This window comes from Streptomyces sp. NPDC033131 (genome assembly GCF_055578365.1).
Map to the genome: position 1 here is coordinate 112,914 of NZ_JBVIPA010000007.1, position 17,920 is coordinate 130,833.

Annotated in this window: 17 protein-coding genes; 1 reads left to right on the forward strand and 16 read right to left on the reverse strand. The window is 70.6% G+C overall.

Annotation, left to right across the window (positions count from 1 at the left end):
• Window positions 1-7 precede the first annotated feature (7 nt).
• From lanKC to ACZ5XS_RS12410, 12 genes are all read right to left on the reverse strand, one after another.
• On the reverse strand, window positions 8-2,635 hold the full coding sequence (gene lanKC / locus ACZ5XS_RS12355) for a class III lanthionine synthetase LanKC (protein WP_468650378.1): 2,628 nt from the start codon (window positions 2,633-2,635) through the stop codon (window positions 8-10).
• Between the two features lie 66 nt (window positions 2,636-2,701).
• Complete coding sequence (mpaP, locus tag ACZ5XS_RS12360; RefSeq protein ID WP_468650379.1) at window positions 2,702-4,357, reverse strand: daptide biosynthesis intramembrane metalloprotease; 1,656 nt, start codon at window positions 4,355-4,357, stop codon at window positions 2,702-2,704.
• The gene (locus tag ACZ5XS_RS12365; RefSeq protein ID WP_468650381.1) at window positions 4,354-5,094 is read right to left on the reverse strand and encodes an ABC transporter permease; all 741 of its coding nucleotides are present in this window, start codon (window positions 5,092-5,094) and stop codon (window positions 4,354-4,356) included. The genes mpaP and ACZ5XS_RS12365 overlap by 4 nt, the downstream gene beginning before the upstream one ends.
• Entirely contained in the window at window positions 5,087-5,815 is a 729-nt protein-coding gene (locus ACZ5XS_RS12370; protein WP_468650383.1) for an ABC transporter ATP-binding protein, read from the reverse strand. The genes ACZ5XS_RS12365 and ACZ5XS_RS12370 overlap by 8 nt, the downstream gene beginning before the upstream one ends.
• Window positions 5,816-5,928: 113 nt before the next feature.
• Window positions 5,929-6,105 carry a daptide-type RiPP gene (locus ACZ5XS_RS12375; RefSeq protein WP_158002849.1) on the reverse strand — a complete coding sequence of 59 codons (177 nt, stop codon included), beginning with the start codon at window positions 6,103-6,105 and terminating at the stop codon, window positions 5,929-5,931.
• 46 nt (window positions 6,106-6,151) lie between these two features.
• Complete coding sequence (locus tag ACZ5XS_RS12380) at window positions 6,152-6,337, reverse strand: daptide-type RiPP (protein ID WP_328749162.1); 186 nt, start codon at window positions 6,335-6,337, stop codon at window positions 6,152-6,154.
• Window positions 6,334-7,590, reverse strand: a complete 1,257-nt coding sequence (mpaC, locus tag ACZ5XS_RS12385) for a daptide-type RiPP biosynthesis dehydogenase (RefSeq protein ID WP_468650386.1) — start codon at window positions 7,588-7,590, stop codon at window positions 6,334-6,336. Before mpaC ends, ACZ5XS_RS12380 begins: the two co-directional genes overlap by 4 nt.
• An 18-nt stretch (window positions 7,591-7,608) precedes the next feature.
• On the reverse strand, window positions 7,609-8,868 hold the full coding sequence (gene mpaD / locus ACZ5XS_RS12390; protein ID WP_468650388.1) for a daptide-type RiPP biosynthesis aminotransferase: 1,260 nt from the start codon (window positions 8,866-8,868) through the stop codon (window positions 7,609-7,611).
• Window positions 8,868-9,680, reverse strand: coding sequence for a daptide-type RiPP biosynthesis methyltransferase (mpaM, locus tag ACZ5XS_RS12395; RefSeq protein ID WP_468650390.1), 813 nt, complete (start codon window positions 9,678-9,680; stop codon window positions 8,868-8,870). The genes mpaD and mpaM overlap by 1 nt, the downstream gene beginning before the upstream one ends.
• Window positions 9,677-10,771: a daptide biosynthesis RiPP recognition protein gene (gene mpaB / locus ACZ5XS_RS12400; protein ID WP_468650392.1), complete on the reverse strand. Its 1,095-nt coding sequence runs from the start codon at window positions 10,769-10,771 to the stop codon at window positions 9,677-9,679. Before mpaB ends, mpaM begins: the two co-directional genes overlap by 4 nt.
• Window positions 10,764-11,744 (reverse strand): LLM class flavin-dependent oxidoreductase, encoded by a 981-nt coding sequence (locus ACZ5XS_RS12405; protein ID WP_468650394.1) that lies wholly within the window; start codon window positions 11,742-11,744, stop codon window positions 10,764-10,766. Before ACZ5XS_RS12405 ends, mpaB begins: the two co-directional genes overlap by 8 nt.
• 507 nt (window positions 11,745-12,251) lie before the next feature.
• The gene (locus ACZ5XS_RS12410; RefSeq protein ID WP_468650396.1) at window positions 12,252-12,581 is read right to left on the reverse strand and encodes a hypothetical protein; all 330 of its coding nucleotides are present in this window, start codon (window positions 12,579-12,581) and stop codon (window positions 12,252-12,254) included.
• Between the two features lie 1,469 nt (window positions 12,582-14,050).
• Here ACZ5XS_RS12410 and ACZ5XS_RS12415 point away from each other — a divergent pair.
• The gene (locus ACZ5XS_RS12415) at window positions 14,051-14,290 is read left to right on the forward strand and encodes a hypothetical protein (RefSeq protein WP_468650398.1); all 240 of its coding nucleotides are present in this window, start codon (window positions 14,051-14,053) and stop codon (window positions 14,288-14,290) included.
• 216 nt (window positions 14,291-14,506) lie between these two features.
• Here ACZ5XS_RS12415 and ACZ5XS_RS12420 read toward each other — a convergent pair whose 3' ends face one another.
• Genes ACZ5XS_RS12420 through ACZ5XS_RS12435 form a run of 4 tightly spaced genes read right to left on the reverse strand, consistent with a single transcriptional unit; the run spans window position 14,507 to window position 17,854 of the window.
• On the reverse strand, window positions 14,507-15,547 hold the full coding sequence (locus ACZ5XS_RS12420; protein ID WP_468650400.1) for a branched-chain amino acid ABC transporter permease: 1,041 nt from the start codon (window positions 15,545-15,547) through the stop codon (window positions 14,507-14,509).
• On the reverse strand, window positions 15,544-16,416 hold the full coding sequence (locus ACZ5XS_RS12425) for a branched-chain amino acid ABC transporter permease (protein ID WP_468650402.1): 873 nt from the start codon (window positions 16,414-16,416) through the stop codon (window positions 15,544-15,546). Before ACZ5XS_RS12425 ends, ACZ5XS_RS12420 begins: the two co-directional genes overlap by 4 nt.
• Window positions 16,413-17,168, reverse strand: coding sequence for an ABC transporter ATP-binding protein (locus tag ACZ5XS_RS12430; RefSeq protein ID WP_468650404.1), 756 nt, complete (start codon window positions 17,166-17,168; stop codon window positions 16,413-16,415). Before ACZ5XS_RS12430 ends, ACZ5XS_RS12425 begins: the two co-directional genes overlap by 4 nt.
• Window positions 17,165-17,854, reverse strand: coding sequence for an ABC transporter ATP-binding protein (locus tag ACZ5XS_RS12435; protein ID WP_468650406.1), 690 nt, complete (start codon window positions 17,852-17,854; stop codon window positions 17,165-17,167). Before ACZ5XS_RS12435 ends, ACZ5XS_RS12430 begins: the two co-directional genes overlap by 4 nt.
• Between the last annotated feature and the right edge of the window lie 66 nt (window positions 17,855-17,920).

Genomic DNA, 17,920 nt, shown 5'->3' on the forward strand with positions numbered 1-17,920 from the left:
CCGTCGTTCACAGGAACGCCGGCCTGTCCGCAGCAGCGTTTCGCGCCAGCAGCACGCCCGCCGCCCCCGTCGCCAGGTCCGTCGTCAGACGGACGTTCTCCAGGCCCAGGTACGCGGGAGCACCCTCGTGGGGGACCTCGTACAGGCGGGCCGTGGCGGCGTAGCGCTGGACGGCGGCGGCCTGCGCCGGTCCGGCCAGCCGGGTGGCCGTCAGGAGGACGCCCGCGAAGCCGTGGAAGAGGCCCACGGTGTGAGGGACGCAGTCCAGGGCCGACCGCAGGACGGTCTCGCAGGCCGACTCGTACTGCGGCTCGGGGCGCTGTCCCAGGTACTCCCGCAGGACCGTGGCGGTGCCGCCGCTGCCCGCCGCGAACGTGGGACGCGTGCCGGCGGAGCCCGGCGTCCAGCCGTCGTCCGTCCAGCCGAGGGCACGCAGATCGGCGTCCAGGAGGTCGTGGGCGGCGTCGAGGAGGCCGGTGTCGGGGGTGTGGGCGTGCAGGCGCAGCAGGAGCAGCGCGGTGCCGGCCCTGCCGCGCAGCAGACCGGCCTCGCCTCGCCGGGGCGGACGGGTCGCCGCGCTCTCGACGAGGTGTTCCGCGAGGAGGATGGCCTGCTCGAGGGCGTTGTCGTCGCCGGTGGCGCGCGCGAAGTACAGGTGGGCGAGGGCGAGTCCGGCACGGCCGTCGAGGAGGGTGTCGTTCGCGGGTTCCGCCGCGGAAGCCTCCTTCAGGAGGGCCGCCGCGGTGTCGGTGCGGCCGAGGAGGTGTAGGACGCAGGCGACACCGGACGTGCCGGTGTAGAGGCCGGGGGACGGGTCGGTGGTCCGGCGCGCGGACTCCGCCAGCCAATCGACGTGCTCGGCGGGAATCTCCGTCCCCGTCTCGGCGAGGGTCCAGAGGACTCCGGCGGCTCCGTAGGCGAGGCAGGTGCCGCCCTCCCGGAGGATGAACTGGGCGGTGTCGCCGGGGTAGAGGCGGTCTTGGCGGGTGGGCGTGGCGGTGGAGAGGATGCCGACGGCCGTGGCGAGGGCATCGGTGCCGACTGCTGACGCGAGAGCGCCGGCGCCGACGGCCGTGGCGAGCGTGCCGGTGCCGACCGGGGCCGTGGGCCTCTCGCCGGGCGCCGGGTCCTGCGCGCCGGCGCCGAGGTCGACGCGGACCTTCGCGCCGCCCCCCTCAGACACCGCGCCCGCCACACCCGTCCCCAGATCCCCGTCGCCCCTCTCGGTCTCCCCCTCGGAAACCGCGCCCACCACGCCCGCGCCCAGATCCGCGCGCACCTTCTCCCCGAAGTCCCCCGGCACCGGATACCGCGACTCGATCAGCTCGATCAGCTGATCCAGCTTCTCGGGACCCCACGCCAACAGACTGGTCAGCGGTGTGAACAGGGCGATCCGGAGGCACCCCAGTGCGTACCGGTCGATCGCCGTGCCCCGGTGCGTAGGGGGCGCGGCGAATCCCGGCGCCGCGTGGATCTGGCGGGCCGTGAGGTCCGTCGACGCCGTCTCCAGGTCGATGAACACGACGGAGTCGTCAGGGCGGACCATGACGTTGCCGGGATGGAGGTCGCCGAAGACCACACCCCGTTCGTGCATGGCCCGCACGCCCTGGTCGATCTGGTCGAGGACGTCGACAGCCCACCGCGTGTACGCCGCCGTCCGCTCCACATCGGCCTCCGGAGACGCCGGGTTGTCCCGAGTCGTCCGCAGCGCGAGCGTCTCCCCCTCCACGAACTCCCGGACGAGGAAGTGGTGTTCGTGCCCCACACGAGCCTCGATCAGGCGAGGTACCCAGGGAAGTCCGGCGAGCCGCTCCAGGCAGTCCCGCTCGCGCTGGAGCCGGGCGACGGCGTCCTCGCCATGCGTGTCGATGCCGGCGAGCGGTCGCGCCTCCCGCAGCAGGACGGGCGCACCGGTACGCGTGTCGGTCCCCCGGTACACGCCCCCACCGTTGGAGAAGTGCAGGGCACGCTCGGCGCGGTAGGGGAAGTCGTGCAGCGTCCCCGCGTTGCGCGCCTCCAGCGCCTGTGTCAGGCAGTCGGGAATCGTCACCCACTCCGGGGGCCGGAAGGAAGGCCCGCGCACGTCCGGTACCGGCCGACCCTCGGGGTCCTCGATGCAGGGAACGCTCTCCCCGTTCGCCGTCTTCATCATGCGCGCGACGAACCCGCCGTACCGCACGTAGAGCGGACCGGAACGCCACCGCAGGTCGCTGAGGATGTAGGGCCCGCGCTCGCCGTCGAGGATCTCGCCCAGTTCATCCAGAACGAGAGCCAGGCGTGTCTCGTCCTCGGGATAGACGGTGATGAACTTACCGCTGGCCCCCCGGTCCCCGTACTTGCCGTTGCGGCGCAACAGCACCTGCCTGCTGCGGATGAACTTGAACGCCATGCGCTGCTCGACCAGCCACTCCCAGGACCGGGCGAGGACGCTCCGCGCGTTCTCCGACGTCGTCGACACGTGGACTTTCCAGCCCTGCGCGGGCAGTTGACAGCCGTGCGGGGTGAGCATCGTCCAGTCGGTGCCGGTGTTGCAGGACCAGTCGGCGGGCGGCGCGGAAGCGAGGAAGTCGTCGTCCGGGTCGGAGGTGTCGGCCTCGGTCCGGTCGAAGAAGGGGGTGCCGGGCGCCAGGAACATCACACGCCGATACGCATCCATAACAGGTCAACCGCTTTCGGGAGTACGGAAGTTCAGGGGTCGACGTCAGCGCCAGAACGGCGCCACGTACTTCAGGTACAGCCAGTCACCGAGGCTCCGCTCACCCGCGTCCACCACAGCCTGGCCAGTGGTCCCCGGCGCGAGCCGCCCACCGTCGAGGACGACCCCGGCGACCGGCACCTTCAGCGAGTCGAGCCCGGTCACGGGGACGAACGCGGAGAACGGCACCGACAGGTCCACGAAGTCGCCGGACGCGACCTCGGCCGTACCGAGCTGCTTCTGGAGAACGACCCCGCCGCTCAGCAACCTCACCTCGGCGCCGGGCTCAATGGCGTCCCGGTCGGTCGTCCCGGTCGCCACAAGGACCGTCCGCCCCCGCTCCTCCACGAACCCGCCGGTCACGGTGTACGGCACGGAGATCCCCAGCAGCGCCACCGCGACCACCCCGACCGCCGCCACAGAGACGGTCACCCGTCGCCACCCGACCGCCCCCGCCGTCCGCGCCGCCGCAAGCAGCTTGAGGGCGCCGACGTACACACGCAGCGACAGATACCCGAGCGCGACGGAGACGAGGACCGCACCCACCATCCCCGCGCTCTCCAGAACCGACCCCCACAGCGTGAAGGCCATGCTGACGACATACAGCGGGAACAGCATGCAGGCCAGCCCGAACAAGGGCGCCCACTCGACGCCGGGCAGCTCCCGCTCGTACCGCCCGCCGAACAGCAGCCGGGCGACGAGGCGGCGGGCGTCCGTGATGGACCGGTCCCGCAGGTGGGAGATGTCGAGGTGGCTCATCAGCGCCAGGTAGCCGTCGAGCTTGACGAACGGGATGGTGTTGAAGAGGCCGGAGACGTAGTTGGTGACCGTGAGGAGCAGCAGGAAGTCACGCACAGCGGGGTTTCCCCCCGCCACCGCCACGACCACCGAACCGACACCCGCGAGACCGGCGATGACCGTCTGGGTGGCGATCCCGGCGAGCGCGACCCGTACGCGCTGCCGGTTCCTCGGCAGCCGCCAGCCGTCGGAGACGTCGCAGAAGAACGCGGGTGTCAGGTAGAAGAGCATGAAGCCCATACGGCTGGGCCGGCCGCCGTAGTGGCTCAGGACCAGGCCGTGCGACAGCTCGTGGAGCATGGTGCCGCAGTAGGTGACGACGAGCAGCGCGAGCAGCGCCGGCAGGGAGATCGGCTCGGACAGGGCGGCGATCGCCGTCTGCGCCTGGACGACGAGCGACAGCAGCCCCGCCCCGGCGAGGGTCGCGGCCACGATCGCCCAACCCCGGTGCGCGAGGCGGGCGGTGAGCGGGCGGAACACGTTCAGCATGCGTTCCGGGCGCACCACGGTGAGCTGGACGGTGAGCGGCGGGACGAACGTGATCCGGCGCTCCCGGCGCGGCTTGTCGGCCGCGTCTTCGAGAAGCCCCGTGCGCTGAGCGCGCAGCAGCCCCTCGCCGACCAGCTCGACCGACCAGCCCAGCTCCTTCGCCATGTCCTCGGCATCACGGGTGCCGTCGGCCAGCCGCAGGAGGCCCGCCATCCCGGCGGCCACCCGCAGGTAGCGCTGCGCGCCGGACTGGACGAGCCAGGGGGCGCCGTCCTCGATCGGCTCGTGGACCCGGGCGTCCGGCGCCAGGCGGGGACGCTCGGGCAGCGGTGCCGGGGGCTTCTCCTCCTGGCGCCGCCTCAGGGCCGTTCTCACGGAAGGTCCCGGCGCAGGAACAGGGTCCGGGCGACGGCCGTGCCCGCACCGATCCACACCGCGAGCACCAGCAGGGCCCACGGGATCGGCAGCAGGTTCTCGTTGCCGCCCCGGTACACGGACGCCATGGCTTCGTCGATGGTGAGCCTGCCGATCGCCGGGACGATCCGCAGCAGGCCTTCGCCGACCAGCCAGGTGCTGACCAGCAGGACGAGGATCGAGGCGACCTGCTGCCGGATCAGCAGCCCGAGCAGCGCCCCCCACACGGCACCGACCACGATGGTCAGCATCACCCCGAGCAGCGTCCACGTCGTGGTCGTCGTCCACTCCGGCTGCCGGTCGTGCCCGGCGAGGAACAGCCACGGGCTGACGGCGGCCAGCATGCCGGCCGCGAGGGCGAACACCGCGCCGCTGCCGACGACGGCGAGCAGCTTGGCCGTGAGCAGCCGCGCCCGCCCGCCGCTCAGCAGCACCGACCGGCTGATGGCGCCGTTCCCGAACTCCCGGGTCACCGCGAGCATCGCGACGACGGCGGCGGCGAGTTCGACCATGAACCAGCCCTGCACGAGCGTGGAGGTGATCTCCCCGGTGCTGCCGCCGTCAGGGTTCTTGTCCAGCTCCTGCTGGAGGAACCCGGCGTCGGCCATCACACACATCAGGACGGCGGCGGCTGCGACTGCCCACCAGGCGCGCCCGGTCCAGATCTTGCGCCACTCGGCTCCGATCAGGTCACGCACGAACGTCCTCCTTCACCGCGGGGTCGGCCAGGTCGAAGAAGCGGCTCTCCAGGCTGAGTTCGCCATTCCTCGTGAGGTCGGCGACGGTGCCGCTGTAGCGCAGGGTCTTCTGGAGGATGACGATGTCGTCGGCCATCTGCTCGACCTCCGCAAGGATGTGGCTGGAGACCAGCACGGTGCGGCCCTCTTCCGCGAGGGAGCGCAGGAGTTCGCGGAGCCAGCGGATGCCGTCGGGGTCGAGGCCGTTGGCGGGTTCGTCGAGGATGAGCAGTTCGGGGTCCGCGAGCAGTGCGGTGGCCAGGGCGTGCCGCTGCCGCATGCCCTGTGAGTAGTCGCGGAGTTTGCGGTGGGCGTCGGAGGCGAGTCCCACCTGTTCGAGGACGTCGTCCACCCGAGTGCGGGGCAGGCCGCAGGCCTGGGCCCAGATCCGCAGGTCGGCGCGGCCGGAGGCGGCGGCGGAGGGGCCGATGCCGTCGATGCTGACGCCCACCCGGTGCGCCGCTCCGGGCAGTTTTGCGTACGGATGGCCGAAGATCGTGGCGCTGCCCGCCGTCGGGCGCGCGAGCCCCAGCAGCATCCGCAAAGTCGTCGTCTTTCCGGCCCCGTTGCGCCCGAGGAGGCCCACCACCCGGCCCGAACGGACGGTGAACGACACGTCCTCGACGGCGGTCAGCTCGCCGTAGCGCTTCGTGAGTCCCGTGATGTCGATGGCGTCGGTCACGCCACGTCCTCCCCTGCGGCTTCGGGCCGCACGTATATTCGTCGGTGCGGCCCTGTTCCGGACGCCAATGGCCGGCGTCCGGAACAGGGCACTGTCCGTCAGGCACCGCACCGTCAGGTCGCGATGACCGAGGTGACGGCGATGGTGCTGTAGGCGGCGCTCACGCCGGCCGAGATGGCGGCGCTGGCGAGGAAGCTGTCCCACCAGTCAGGCGCCTCCATGCCCTCCAGCTCCTCCATGGACAGCTCCTGCATGGCCAGTTCCAGAGCGGGGTTCGTGTTCTCCTTCATTTCTTTCACCTCCTTCCAGATGTCTTGGGTCTCTCTGATCCGGGGATCAGGTGGCGAGCGTGACGATGGAGACGTACGAGATGACGCCTCCCGCGCTCAGGCCGCCGACGGCGCTGAGAGCAGCGCTCCAGCTGAAGTCGGGGGCGTCGAGCGCCTCCAGCTCCCGCATGTCCAGCTGCTGGTCCAGCTCCTGGAGAGCCAGCTCCAGGGGCGCGGACGTGGTGCTGTTCACGGTCTGCATGATGTTTCCCCCCTCCCGTGGTGTTTCGGGCCGTCCGCCGGCGATGGCCGGCGGAAGTCTGTGGTGGGCGGCTGACGGACGGCCTGGTCCATCACCCGCCGGATGTCGGCGAGCGTGAGCGCGCCCAAGGTGGGCAGTCCGTCACCCCACGCGCGCAGCGTGGACCGGGCGATCAGCTCCGTCCGCTCCGCGCTCGCGTCGATGCCGCGTTCGATCAGCCAGCGGTCCAGCAGGGACTCGATCCCCTCGACCGGGTCCGCCGGCAGGGCCGGCAGGTGGACCGAGGTGACGGCCTGCCAGAGCCGGCGCAGTCGGGGCGCGGACCCCCAGCGGACGTCGCCCTCCGCGATGCGCCGCCACAGGGGTGGCAGCACGGCGGCGGCGGCCGTCATCTTGCGCAGGCCGAGGCCGGTGGACAGCTCGTTGGCGAGGTACCAGCCCTTGCAGGCGCAGGGGTCGCGGCCCTGGTTGAACCACGGGCCGTGGCTCACGCCGCTGAGCTTGGCGATCTCCAGGCTCAGCGCGTCGCCGGGGGTTTCACCGGCCCGCCGGATGGACGCCAGCTCTGCGCCGAGCACGGTCAGCCGCTCGATCAGCGTCAGGGTGAAGGCGTCCTCCGAGGGGAGGTCCTGCGGGTCCCCCACGTACATCCCGGCGACCCGGAAGAACACCTCGAAGACCCCCTCGGCGAGGAGTTCCGCGGGCAGGGTCCGGGTGGCGACCGGGTCGAGCACCGCCACGTCCGGCTGGAGCCCGTTGCCGAGCACCAGGCGTTTGCCGCTCGGTCCCGCGAGGCAGGCGCCGCCGCTCAGCTCGCTACCGGTGCCGACGGTCGTCGGGACGGTGACGACGGGCACCGCGGGCACCGCCTCGGCCGGGAGCAGCACCAGCCCGCTCCGGCCGCGCATCGCCAGCCGGTCCCGGACCACGGGAGCCGCGCTCATCAGGACGGCCAGCTTGGTCTGGTCGAGCAGGGTCCCGCCGCCGACGGCCACGACGAGTTCGCTGTCGCGCAGCCGCTCGGCCAGCGCCGTCACGCTCTCCAGCGTGCCGGGGCCGTCCGGTACGAGCCGTTCCACCGGCCGTCCCGCCCAGGCCGCGCAGGCGAGGATCTGGTCCACCGTCTCCGACTCGGCGACGGCCGGGTCCGCGAGCAGGGTCAGCGTCCGCCCCTTCTGGTGGGGCAGCCACTTGGCCAGTCCGCCGATGCCGTGCACCACCTGGGTGGGGCGTCGGCCGCTCAAGTTCCACACCGTGTCCACTCAGACCGCCTCGGGCTGCCGGGCGTGCGCGGCCACCCCGGCCCGCACGCAGTCGAGGAGTTCGGTGACCTCGTCGTCGGTGTAGACCAGCGCTGGAAGGATCTGCACGCCGTTGACGCTGGGGTGGACGATCGCGCCGGCCTCGCGGATCGCGGCGACGACCTCCGGGACCTCCTGCTGCGGCAGCGGCTCTCCGCCGGGCGTGCTGAGCCGGATGGACCGGAAGCAGCCCATGCCCGTGGTGCCCGAGACCAGCGGTTCGGTGGCGACCAGGTGCGCCAGCCGTTCGTCCAGCACGGCCGACAGGCGCCGCGCGGAGGCGACCGAGTCGAGCCGACTCATCTCCTCCACGGTGGCGAGGATCGCCGCGCAGGTGACGGGCGTTCCGGCCTGGGTCTCTCCGTGGACGAACACGTCGCCGGCCGCGTCGAAGGGTTCGGCGAGCGCCCTGGGCAGCAGGACGGCCGCCGCGGCGTGGGTGCCGTTGGTCAGGCCCTTCGACGTGATCAGCAGATCCGGCGGGGCCGGCCAGCGCTGGGAGGCGAAGAAGTCGCCGGTGCGGCCGAAGCCCGTGGCGACCTCGTCGGCGACGAGGAGGAAGCCGTGCCGGTCCCGGAGTTCGAGCAGCGCCTGAACGTACTCCGGGGTGAGGGGAACCGCCCCGCTGCCGAGCACCGGCTCCACCACGACCGCCGCGATCCGGCTGCCCTGCTGGGCCGCCAACTGGGCGATCTCCTCAATGGAGTTGGGGGACACATGGCGGACGAGCCGCTGGTCGACGCCGTAGACGGACTGGCCGAGGTTCTCGCCGGTGAGCGCGAACCCGCCGAACGTCAGCCCGTGATAACTGTCCCGCAGGCCCACGACGAGCTTGCGCGCACCGTCCCCGCGCAGGGCGTGGTAGTGCCGGGCCAGCTTCATCACGAGGTCGTTGGCGGCACCGCCGGAGGTCGAGAAGACGACCCGGCCGTAGTGGTCCGCGCCCGCCGCCTCGACCAGCGCCCGCGCCGCACGCCTCGCGTAGACGTTCTCGTAGCGGAACACCGACAGGTAGGAGGCATCGCGCAGGGCGGCAGCGCAGGCTTCCGCGATGGCCTCGTTACCGAAGCCGAGGTTCGCGTTCCACAGACCGCTGGTGCCGCAGAGCAGTTCACGGCCGTCCAGGAAGCGGATGCGGACGCCGTCCGCCGAGACGGCGCACAGGTCGTCCGCTCCGTGCAGACGGGGTTCGAGCAGGGAGGGCCAGAGTTCGGTGGACATCAGGCGGCCTCCGCTTCCAGCAGCACGTCGGTGTGGCGGGGGGAGGCGGCGGGCAGGGTGTGCCGCGCGACGACGCGCAGTCCCGCCGACGCCAGCTCCCGGGTGAGGTCGTCGGGGGGCAGGACCCGGATGGCCGTGGTGAACACGGGTACCGGTCCGTCCTGCGGTGTCTCCCGCTCGGGAGTCAGGATGGTGACCTGGCGAACCTCCTGGCCGTACCGCCAGTGCTCGATCATCCGATAACGTCGGCCACTGGCACCCGCGGCCTCCAGGTCGAGGTCGTCCCCGTCAGCGCCGTTTACGTCGACCGTGGAGAGCAGGAACCTGCCGCCGGGCCGGAGGTGGGCGCGGACGGCCGCGTAGAGCCCGGCCCTGCCGTCGGCGTCGAGCAGCGAGATGGACGTCGTACCGAGGACGATGACGGCGAAGGTGGCGCCGCCGAGCGCGAACGCCGACATGTCTCCCTGGACCACGGTGCAGCGCCCCCCGATCCCCGCCGGGGCCTCGGCGAGCCGCTCCTTGAGGAGGGCGACCATGCTCTCCTTCAGCTCCAGGGCCGTGACCTCACGGCCCAGCGCGAGCAGGGGGAGTGTCAACCGGCCGGACCCGGCGGCGAGTTCGAGGACCGGGCCGGGGACGGCACGAACGGCCCGGGTCAGTTCCCTGATCTCGCTGGTGTCGGCGGCGGCGAGGTCGTGGTAGACGGAGGCGCCTGCCTCGTCGTACAGGTCGTGCACGCGGACTCGGTCGCCGTACCCGGTGAGGATCTCGCCGGCGAGGCCCGGGACCGCCGCGGTTCGGGTCGTCGTCATGCGGTCGCCTCCAGCACACGTGCCAGGGGAACTCCCTTGTCGGCGAAGAACGCGAGGACCCGCTCGACCTCGGCCCGGTCCGCGTGCCGCGTCGCGGCTTCGTCGGCGCCGAGGACCAGCAGCAGTTCCGTGATCTCCGCCGCCCGGCGGCCGAGTTGGAAGGTCCGGTCGAGGCCCGGGACCCTGACGTACGCCCGCTCCGGCGTCCAGCACAGGATCGGCGCCTCGGGGTCGTCGGCGTTCAAAGCCCTCTCGGCGCACAAGGCACCTTCGGCCTCGGCGAGTTCGGGGACGAGCCGGTGGCCGAACCCTGAAACCCTGGGCTCCGTGATCCCCCGCGTCTGGAGGTCGCGCAGCACGTCCAGCGTCGTCAAGTAGCGTGCGAGCCAAGGGCGTTGGTGTACAGCCGGGCCGCGCACCTCCTCCGGGACGGCCGCGCCGAGCGGCACCGTGCCGGGCACCTCGCTCGCCGCGTTCAGCCGCTCCCACTCCGCGCGCAGGACGGCCGCCGAGTCCCCGACGGTCCCCAGCCGCAGCCCCTGAGGCGAGACCGAGACGCCGCCGTCCCGACCCACGTAGAGCCTGGTACCCGGACCGTCACCGGGGACCCGCGCGCCGAGCGCGGAGAGGTCCGCGAGCTGCACGGCCGGGCTGACCGCGAACGCGGCGAACCGGCCCTCCGTCCGCGCGGCGTCGGCATCCGCGAGGAACAGGTCGAAGTCCGTGTCGCCGGACATCCGCACGAGCGTCGTGCCGAGCAGCGACATGTACGGGCTGACGCCGTAGTCCTGGATCTGGAGGAAGAGGACGTCGTCGACCGACGCGTCGCCTTCCGAGCCGCTCAGCGAGCCTTCGTAGCCGACGACGGTGGCACCGGACCGGTCGTCGCGGCCCTGCTGCACCGCCGGAGCCTCCGGGACGAGGACGAGCGTCCCCGGTCCCACGGCGTCGGAGCCGAGCACAGCGTCCAGACCGGCCGCGTCCTCCAGGACGACGGTGACGGCGGCACCCGGTGTTTCAGCGGTCAGCGGGCGCCCTGTGACCCAGGAACGCAGGTGGTGGCCCACACGGGCGATCAGTTCCTCATTCACCGGAGTCCCTCCTGTCCGCGCCCACGGCGGCCAGAATCTGCTTCAAGTCGTCCATTGCAGCGCTCGCTCCGTAGAGTCGGCACACGCCCGTGAGGTTCAGCACGATTTCATCGACCCCCGCATCCCGATACTCGTCGAGCTGCTTCACGATCTGGTCGAGATTCCCGAAGACGAACGCCCCGGATTCCGCCATGAGCCGCGCGGCCGATTTCGGATCGCGCTCGGTGAAATCGATGCCCGCCTTTCCGAGCATGTCGATATAGTGCGGCGCCTGCATATGCGCCGCATTACTCGCCAGCACGAAATCGGAGACGTCCCGGTCGGGGCGTTCCAGCGCCACCGGCACCATCGCCGTGATCTTCGGCACGGCCCGGCCCGCCGCGCTCGCCCCCTCCCGCAGCGCGGGGCGGACGACGCCGTCGACGTAGGCCGCCGGCGTGAGCCAGGTGATCGCCACGTCCGCGACCTCGCCCGCGAGGCGGGCCATGCCGGGGCGCAGCACCCCGAGCCCGAGGTGCACGGGCGGCGACATCGCCGGGCCCATCCCCGCGTGGCAGGTGTAGTACTCGCCGTCGAAGTCGACCGGGTCACTGCTGAGCAGCCCTCGGACCACCGTCATGTACTCACGGACCGCCGTGAGCTGGCTGCGGTAAGGAGCGCCGAGCAGGCTCTGCTGGAACGTCTTCGCACCCGGCCCGAAGCCGGCCACGACCTCTTCACCGGTCGCCATCGCCAAGGTCTTGACCTTGTGCGCGGCCTCGAACGGATGCCGCAGCGGCATCAGGGTGACTCCGAGGCCTGTCGGCACCCGGAATCCGGAGCCGGCGAGAGCGGAGAACGTCTGGAAAGGCTCCATCAGCAGGCTTTGCCCCTGCCAGAGCCTGGCGGCTCCCGTCCATTCCACCAGCGCCGCGAAAGGAAGAACCTGTTCCGTCCGGCGCGGCAGAAATGGCACCAATACCGAGTAGTCCATTCATCCCCCCGGATCGCAACTTCTGGCGTCGACTTCTGACGTCGTGAATATTTCCAGAGAGATCAGTGAGCGCGCAATGACTTTCGCTGCAACTTGATGCAGGGGGAGCTTGCAGAAAAGTACGCCCGGGTAATTCCTGCCCGGGGACCTGCCGGCCCCCGGCAGCGTGGCACCCCCGCACGCTGCCGGTACCCGCCCTCACTACGGCCATCACCAGCCGCCGGTGCGTCCGTGACGCCCAGAGCGCCCAGCACCTGCTGGAGCCCGCTCCGGCCGCGCGACAGGAGGGCGAGCACGGCGGGTACAGCCGCCACGATTGGCCGTGAGGGCCTGCAGCGGTTGGTCGTTGTGGCCCGACGGTTGCGGGACCGACTGAGCGACGACGGGAACAGGTCGTCATGCGCGACGACAGTGAGAGCAGACCTGTGCAACACGCGTAGTGCCATCGCCCTCGGTTGGGGCAGCCGCGTGAGGGGCCGGCCCGGCCGAAGGGCGTGCGAGCGTGGGTCAGGAGTTGTCGCCGCGTTCGGCCAGGCGCAGGATGTCGCGTTCCCGGCCGGTCTGGGTGGCGGGCGAGTCCTCGTGGTCGATGACGATGGTGTCGTCGGCCGCCTGGGCTCGTACCTCGGCTCCGTAGGTGTCGGTCGCCTGCACCAGGAGCGCCTCCTCGTGTGGGGCGGGCCAGCTCTGGATCAGGTACGACTCCCGGACGTCATCCACCGTTGTCTCGTCGACGGCACTGTCCCTGCCGTGCGCATGGACGCGCAGCCGGTATCGGCCCGGGCCCTGGGATGTCAGGGAGGGCAGATCCTCGGGGTCGCCCATGAGGGGTGTCACCAGCACTTCCCCGGAGAGGGAGTGACACGAGATCTCTGCGATCTCTCCCCAGTCCGGAGCGGGGTCGGGCCGCTGGGAGCAGGGGTCGACCGTGACTCGGACGTTGCCGGGTGGATCCCGGTCCTCACCTCGATGGCGCCACCGGCTGCGGATACGAGCCCGTTGCGGGTGGCGTCGAGGTCGTCGGCCACGGACCCTTGCGGGTCCGCGATCTGGAAGAGGTGGTACTGAGCGAGTACCAGGGTTGGTGCAGAAGCCGTTGAGCGCGCGGCCCGCGTCGGTGTTCTGACGGGCGTTGACCATACGGCGGCTGAAGGGACCACCGCTGCACTTCGTACCCTGCCACGTGCTCGCGAAAGGGTTCGTCTTGCTCTGAAAAGGACGACGCCCCCGCATGCACAGGCGCAGGCGCTCTTTCAATGCCCTTGCCTCGTCACGGCCAATCATCGTCAGGATCCAATCCCGACGCGAGATCTGTCCGGACCGGACAGTCCCGACGACACCTGTCGCCCTATCGGAGACCAGTGGATTTCGCCCATCGTCGCAGGGCGACAACAGTCCCCTGATGGAGTCTCACGCACAGCTGTCCACCGGTTGTCCACCGGGACCTATCGCGCAAGCGTGATCCATCCCTTGAGAGCAAGCAGAAGACCAAGTCAGGAGGCCAGATCTCCGATCTCGTCACAGAAACCAAGCCTCTGGCCTACGCATTACGATGCACAGGCAGACAGTGCCCGATTTGCCGAGATTCCAAGGTCACCCGAAACAAGAAACCCCAGGTCAGAGACCTGACCTGGGGTTTACCACAGAGCCGCCTTCGGGATTCGAACCCGAGACCTACGCATTACGAGACCGTGAGGGATCATGTCGCCTCGCACCAACGGGTAATGCCTGATGCTGTCCTGCCTGATCAGAGCGGCTCCGGCGTCCTGATCGGTGATGCCTCGTGCCGCGCCGTCCCAAGGCGTCCGGCCACCGGCTGGCCACCGGGGGCGTCGCTGAGCAGCGCAGCGAGGTGTTGGGGTCGAGTTGTAGGTGACCTCCAACAAGCCACCGCCGGCCTTTCACCAGCCCGCCCGCGCCGTCCTGAGTCAGCGGCCCCACGGCCGCGCCGCCGTCAGTTCGAGCCGAAGACCTCGATACCGCATTTCGCAGCACCGCTCCGTTCGATCCGCGCATCACCGGTGATCAGCGTTGCGGCGAGAGCCTCGGCCAGGGCGACGTACTGGGCACCGCAGGCGCTCAGGTTTCCGTGGAGAGCCTGAACGCGATCCCAGAGGGGAGCATCTCGTGTCGGACGAGTGGGAGCTGCCGGTAGGCATCGACAGCCTGGGCCACTTCCCTCGCCGTGAGGTTGCCCCTCTCCTCATGCCGAGGAGTGCGGACTGAATCTCGTAGTCGATGAGCGTGGGCACGGCGACGGCATCGGCGGCACCCACCCGGGTGCGGACGGCAAGGCCGAGCGGGTCGTGGTTGGTGAGGAAGTGCACAAGGGCGGAGCAGTCCATGACGACCGTCTCGCTCACCTCCCGGTCCTGGTCTCGCCGATCGCGGCCAGCACGTCCTCCGTGCTGACGCCGGCCGTGGTCTCCCGGTTCAGGCGCGCCGCCATCTCCGCCATGGTCTATATCGGCGGCACCGCCACCGTCTACGCCCACGTCCGACTCCGCCTCCAGCGCGAGCTCGGCCGCGCCCTCGACCACCCCTGACATACGTATGGCAACGGCGGCGGACACCTGGTGTCCGCCGCCGTTGCCGTCAACCCGAACAGAAGTCCCGTTGGACGATGCTCTACATGGCCGATTCGCTAACGAGAATCAGGTCTCGGCCAAGGGTCGAGTCCCGGATCGGAGTGCGGGAGCCAGTCCCTCCTGAGCCGACCCGAGGCCGCCCTATTGCCGGTCGGCAGGCCGTTCGGTCTGCCCTCAGGCCGCGGGCCTGCCTGGCCCCTTCACCCGGTAGCCGACCGGCAGCAGTTCCACATCTCGCCGACGGGCCACCGTGCCCCACAGGCCATGGGGCATCCACAGGGTCATCCCGATGGCCATGGCTCCCAGCGCGATCAGGTACCAGGTGCCGCCGGTGTCCCCGAACTGGTCCTGGGCCAGGAAGAACACGATCGCGCCGACGATCGGACCCTCGAAGGTGCCGAGTCCGCCGATGACCACCATGAAGATCATGTAGGCCGACCACTGAACTCCGAAGATCGAGTCCGGCTGCACCCGGAGTGTGCTGGCGAGCGTGAGGCCGCCGGCCGCCGCGCTGCCGGTCGCCGCCAGAACGAAGACCAGCCGTTTCGCGGAAGCGACCCGTACCCCGACGGAGGCCGCGCCGACCGGATCGTCCCGGATCGCCTCCAGCGCCGTTCCCAGCCTGCTGCGCAGCAGGACGAAGACGGCGAGAAGCGACAGGCCCATCACGGCCAGGGCGAGCCAGTACACCTGGGCCTGCCGCACGGCAGGGTCCATGGCGGACAGGCCGGTCAGTGAGCGGCCGGAACCGCCGCCGAGGGAGGGAGTGTTGACCACGATCAGCCGGAAGAACTCGGCGATCGCCCACATTCCGATGGCGAACTGCCCACCGGTGAGACGGAAGGCCAGCAGCGAGGTGGGGACAGCCAAGACCCCGACCAGCACGGCGCTCAGCAGGATCGCCGCAAACGGGCTGACGCCCCGGTCGACCAGCAGGAAGACTCCGTAGGCACCCAGCCCGATGAACCCCTGCTGACCGACTGATATCAGCCCGGCGTAACCGGCCAGGGTGTTCCACATCACCGCGAGCATGATCAGGACGAACAGCGTGGTCAGTTTGGCGGTCACGTCCGGTGTGAACGCGAACGGTGCGAAGGCCAGCGCGAGCAGCACCGCGGTCAGTGTGCCGGACGCCGTCCGGGACACCGAAGTCCAGCGGTGCACCGTGACGCCGGGTGGTGCGGAGGCGGTCGGTCCGGTGGACGCGGTGGTCATGTACGGCTCCTTCTCATACCGAGCAGTCCCTGGGGGCGGAGGGCGAGGACCGCGAGGAACACCGCGTGTCCGGCGACGATGGAGAACCGGGGATCGATCTGCGCGCCCACCGTCTGCGCGACGCCGAGCACGATGCCGCCTGCGAGCGTGCCCCACAGCGAGCCGAGCCCGCCGATCACGACGACCTCGAAGGCGAAGAGCAACTGAGTGGGGCCCGTGGACGGGCTGAACGTCGAGCGCATCGCGAAGAAGGCACCCGCCAGCCCGGCTGTGGCGACGGCTATGGCGGAGGCCCAGGCGTAGACCCGGCGACTGTCGATCCCCACCAGTTCGGCCGTGTCGGCGTCGGCGGCGGTGGCCCGGATGGCACGGCCGGTCCCGGTACGGGACAGCAGCAGTTGCAGGCCGCCCAGCAACCCCACGGCGACAGCAAGTGTCAGTAGTCCAAGGTACGGAACGCTCAACGAGGACCCGAGCTGCAGTCCGGCGGTGGCGAGCGACCCGACGTCCAGGGACCGGGTGTCAGCGCTGAAGGTTTCCAGCATCACGTTCTGCAGCACGATGGCCAGGCCGAAGGTGGCCAGCATCGGGGACATCTCACCACTGCGCAGTGCGGCGCTGAGGACGCCGCGCTGCAACGCGACTCCGATCAGCCCCATCACCGGCAGCACCAGCAGCAGGGCGAGGAACGGGTTGATCCCTACCGCCGCCGCCAGGACGGCGACGAGGAAGGCCCCCAGCACCGCGAGGTCGCCATGGCTGAGGTTGACAGTGCGCATGACGCCGAACATCAGCGACAGCCCACAGGCGAAGAGGGCGTAGAGGCCGCCGAGCATGACGCCCTGCACCACTGCGTTGATCCAGTTCATGCCGGCTCCCTGGCAGCGTCGTCGTGGAGGTCCTTCGGGGCAGCAGCCACCCGTCCCAGCCCGAAGTACGCCTCGACCACTCGTTCGCGGGTGACCTGGCCGGCAGGTTCATCCAGTACCACGCGGCCTTCGAGCATGCACAGCACGCGCCGTGCCACGCCCAGCGCGCGGCCAAGATCCTGCTCGACCAGCAGCACGGTCGTACCACCGGACAGGATGTTGCCCAGCGACTCGTAGAGGGTGTCGACCATGACGGGGGCGAGGCCGAGCGAGACCTCGTCGAGGAGCAGCAGGCGGGGATTGGTCATCAGCGCCCGGCCGATGGCCACGGCCTGCTGCTGCCCGCCCGACAGGTCGCCGGCCCTCCGCCGCAGCAGCCCGTCGAGCAAGGGGAAGGCTGCCACGACGGCAGTCAGGTCCCACGGCCCGGGGCGCCGGACTCGGGCGGCGACCAACAGGTTTTCCCCTACCGTCAGGTCGGCGAACAGCCGCCGCCCCTCGGGGACCAGAGCGATACCCGCCGCAACGCGGTTGTGCGCGCGCAGTGAGGTGACATTTTCGCCGGCCAGGGCGATACGGCCCTGCGCGGGCCGGTGCGCACCGGCCACGGCCCGCATCAGGGTCGACTTGCCGGCGCCGTTGGCCCCGACGAGCGCGATGACTTCACCCTCGGACACCGCGAACGACACGTCGCGTACCGCGTGCAGCAGGCCATGCCGGACGTCCAGATTCTCCACGGACAGCAGCCTCATGCCGCGCTCCCCAGATATGCCTCGATCACGCGCTGATCGGACATGACGGCCTCAGGTTCGCCCTCGGCCAGCACCCGGCCCTGCGCGAGGCAGAGCAGACGGTCGATCACCTGCAACAGGGCGTGGATCACATGCTCGATCCAGACGATCGCCAGGCCGTCTGCGCGCAACTGTCGGATGGTGAGGACCAGTTCCGTGGTCTCGGCGTCCGTGAGGCCGCCGGCGATCTCGTCCAGCAGCAGCACCTGGGGGTCGGTCGCCAGTGCCCTGGCCATCTCCAGCCGCTTTCGCTCCAGCAGGGTGAGCGCGGCGGCGGGCCGGTTGGCGATAGCGAGCATGCCGCAGCGTCGGAGTACCTCGAGTGCGTGTTCTTGAGCCGCGCGTCGTCGCAGGGACGCTCCTGCCATTGACGCGACCAGAACGTTCTCGTACGCGGTCATGCCGGTGAACGGGCGCGGAACCTGGTGCGAGCGCCCTATGCCACCGCGGCAGCGGCGGTCGGCTTTCCAACCGGTGACGTCATGGTGCTGGAAGTTCACGCCTCCCTCGGAGGGGGCCTGCGCTCCGGACAGGATGTCGAGAAGCGTGGTCTTGCCGGCGCCGTTTGGGCCGATGATGCCCAGCGCCTCGCCGGGCATCAACCTCACGTCGACGTCGTCCAGGACGACCAGGCTGCCGAACCGCATGTGTATGCCGGACGCCGAGAGGACCGGGGCGCCCGGCGCCTCAAAGGGCGCCAAGCCTCCGCTGCG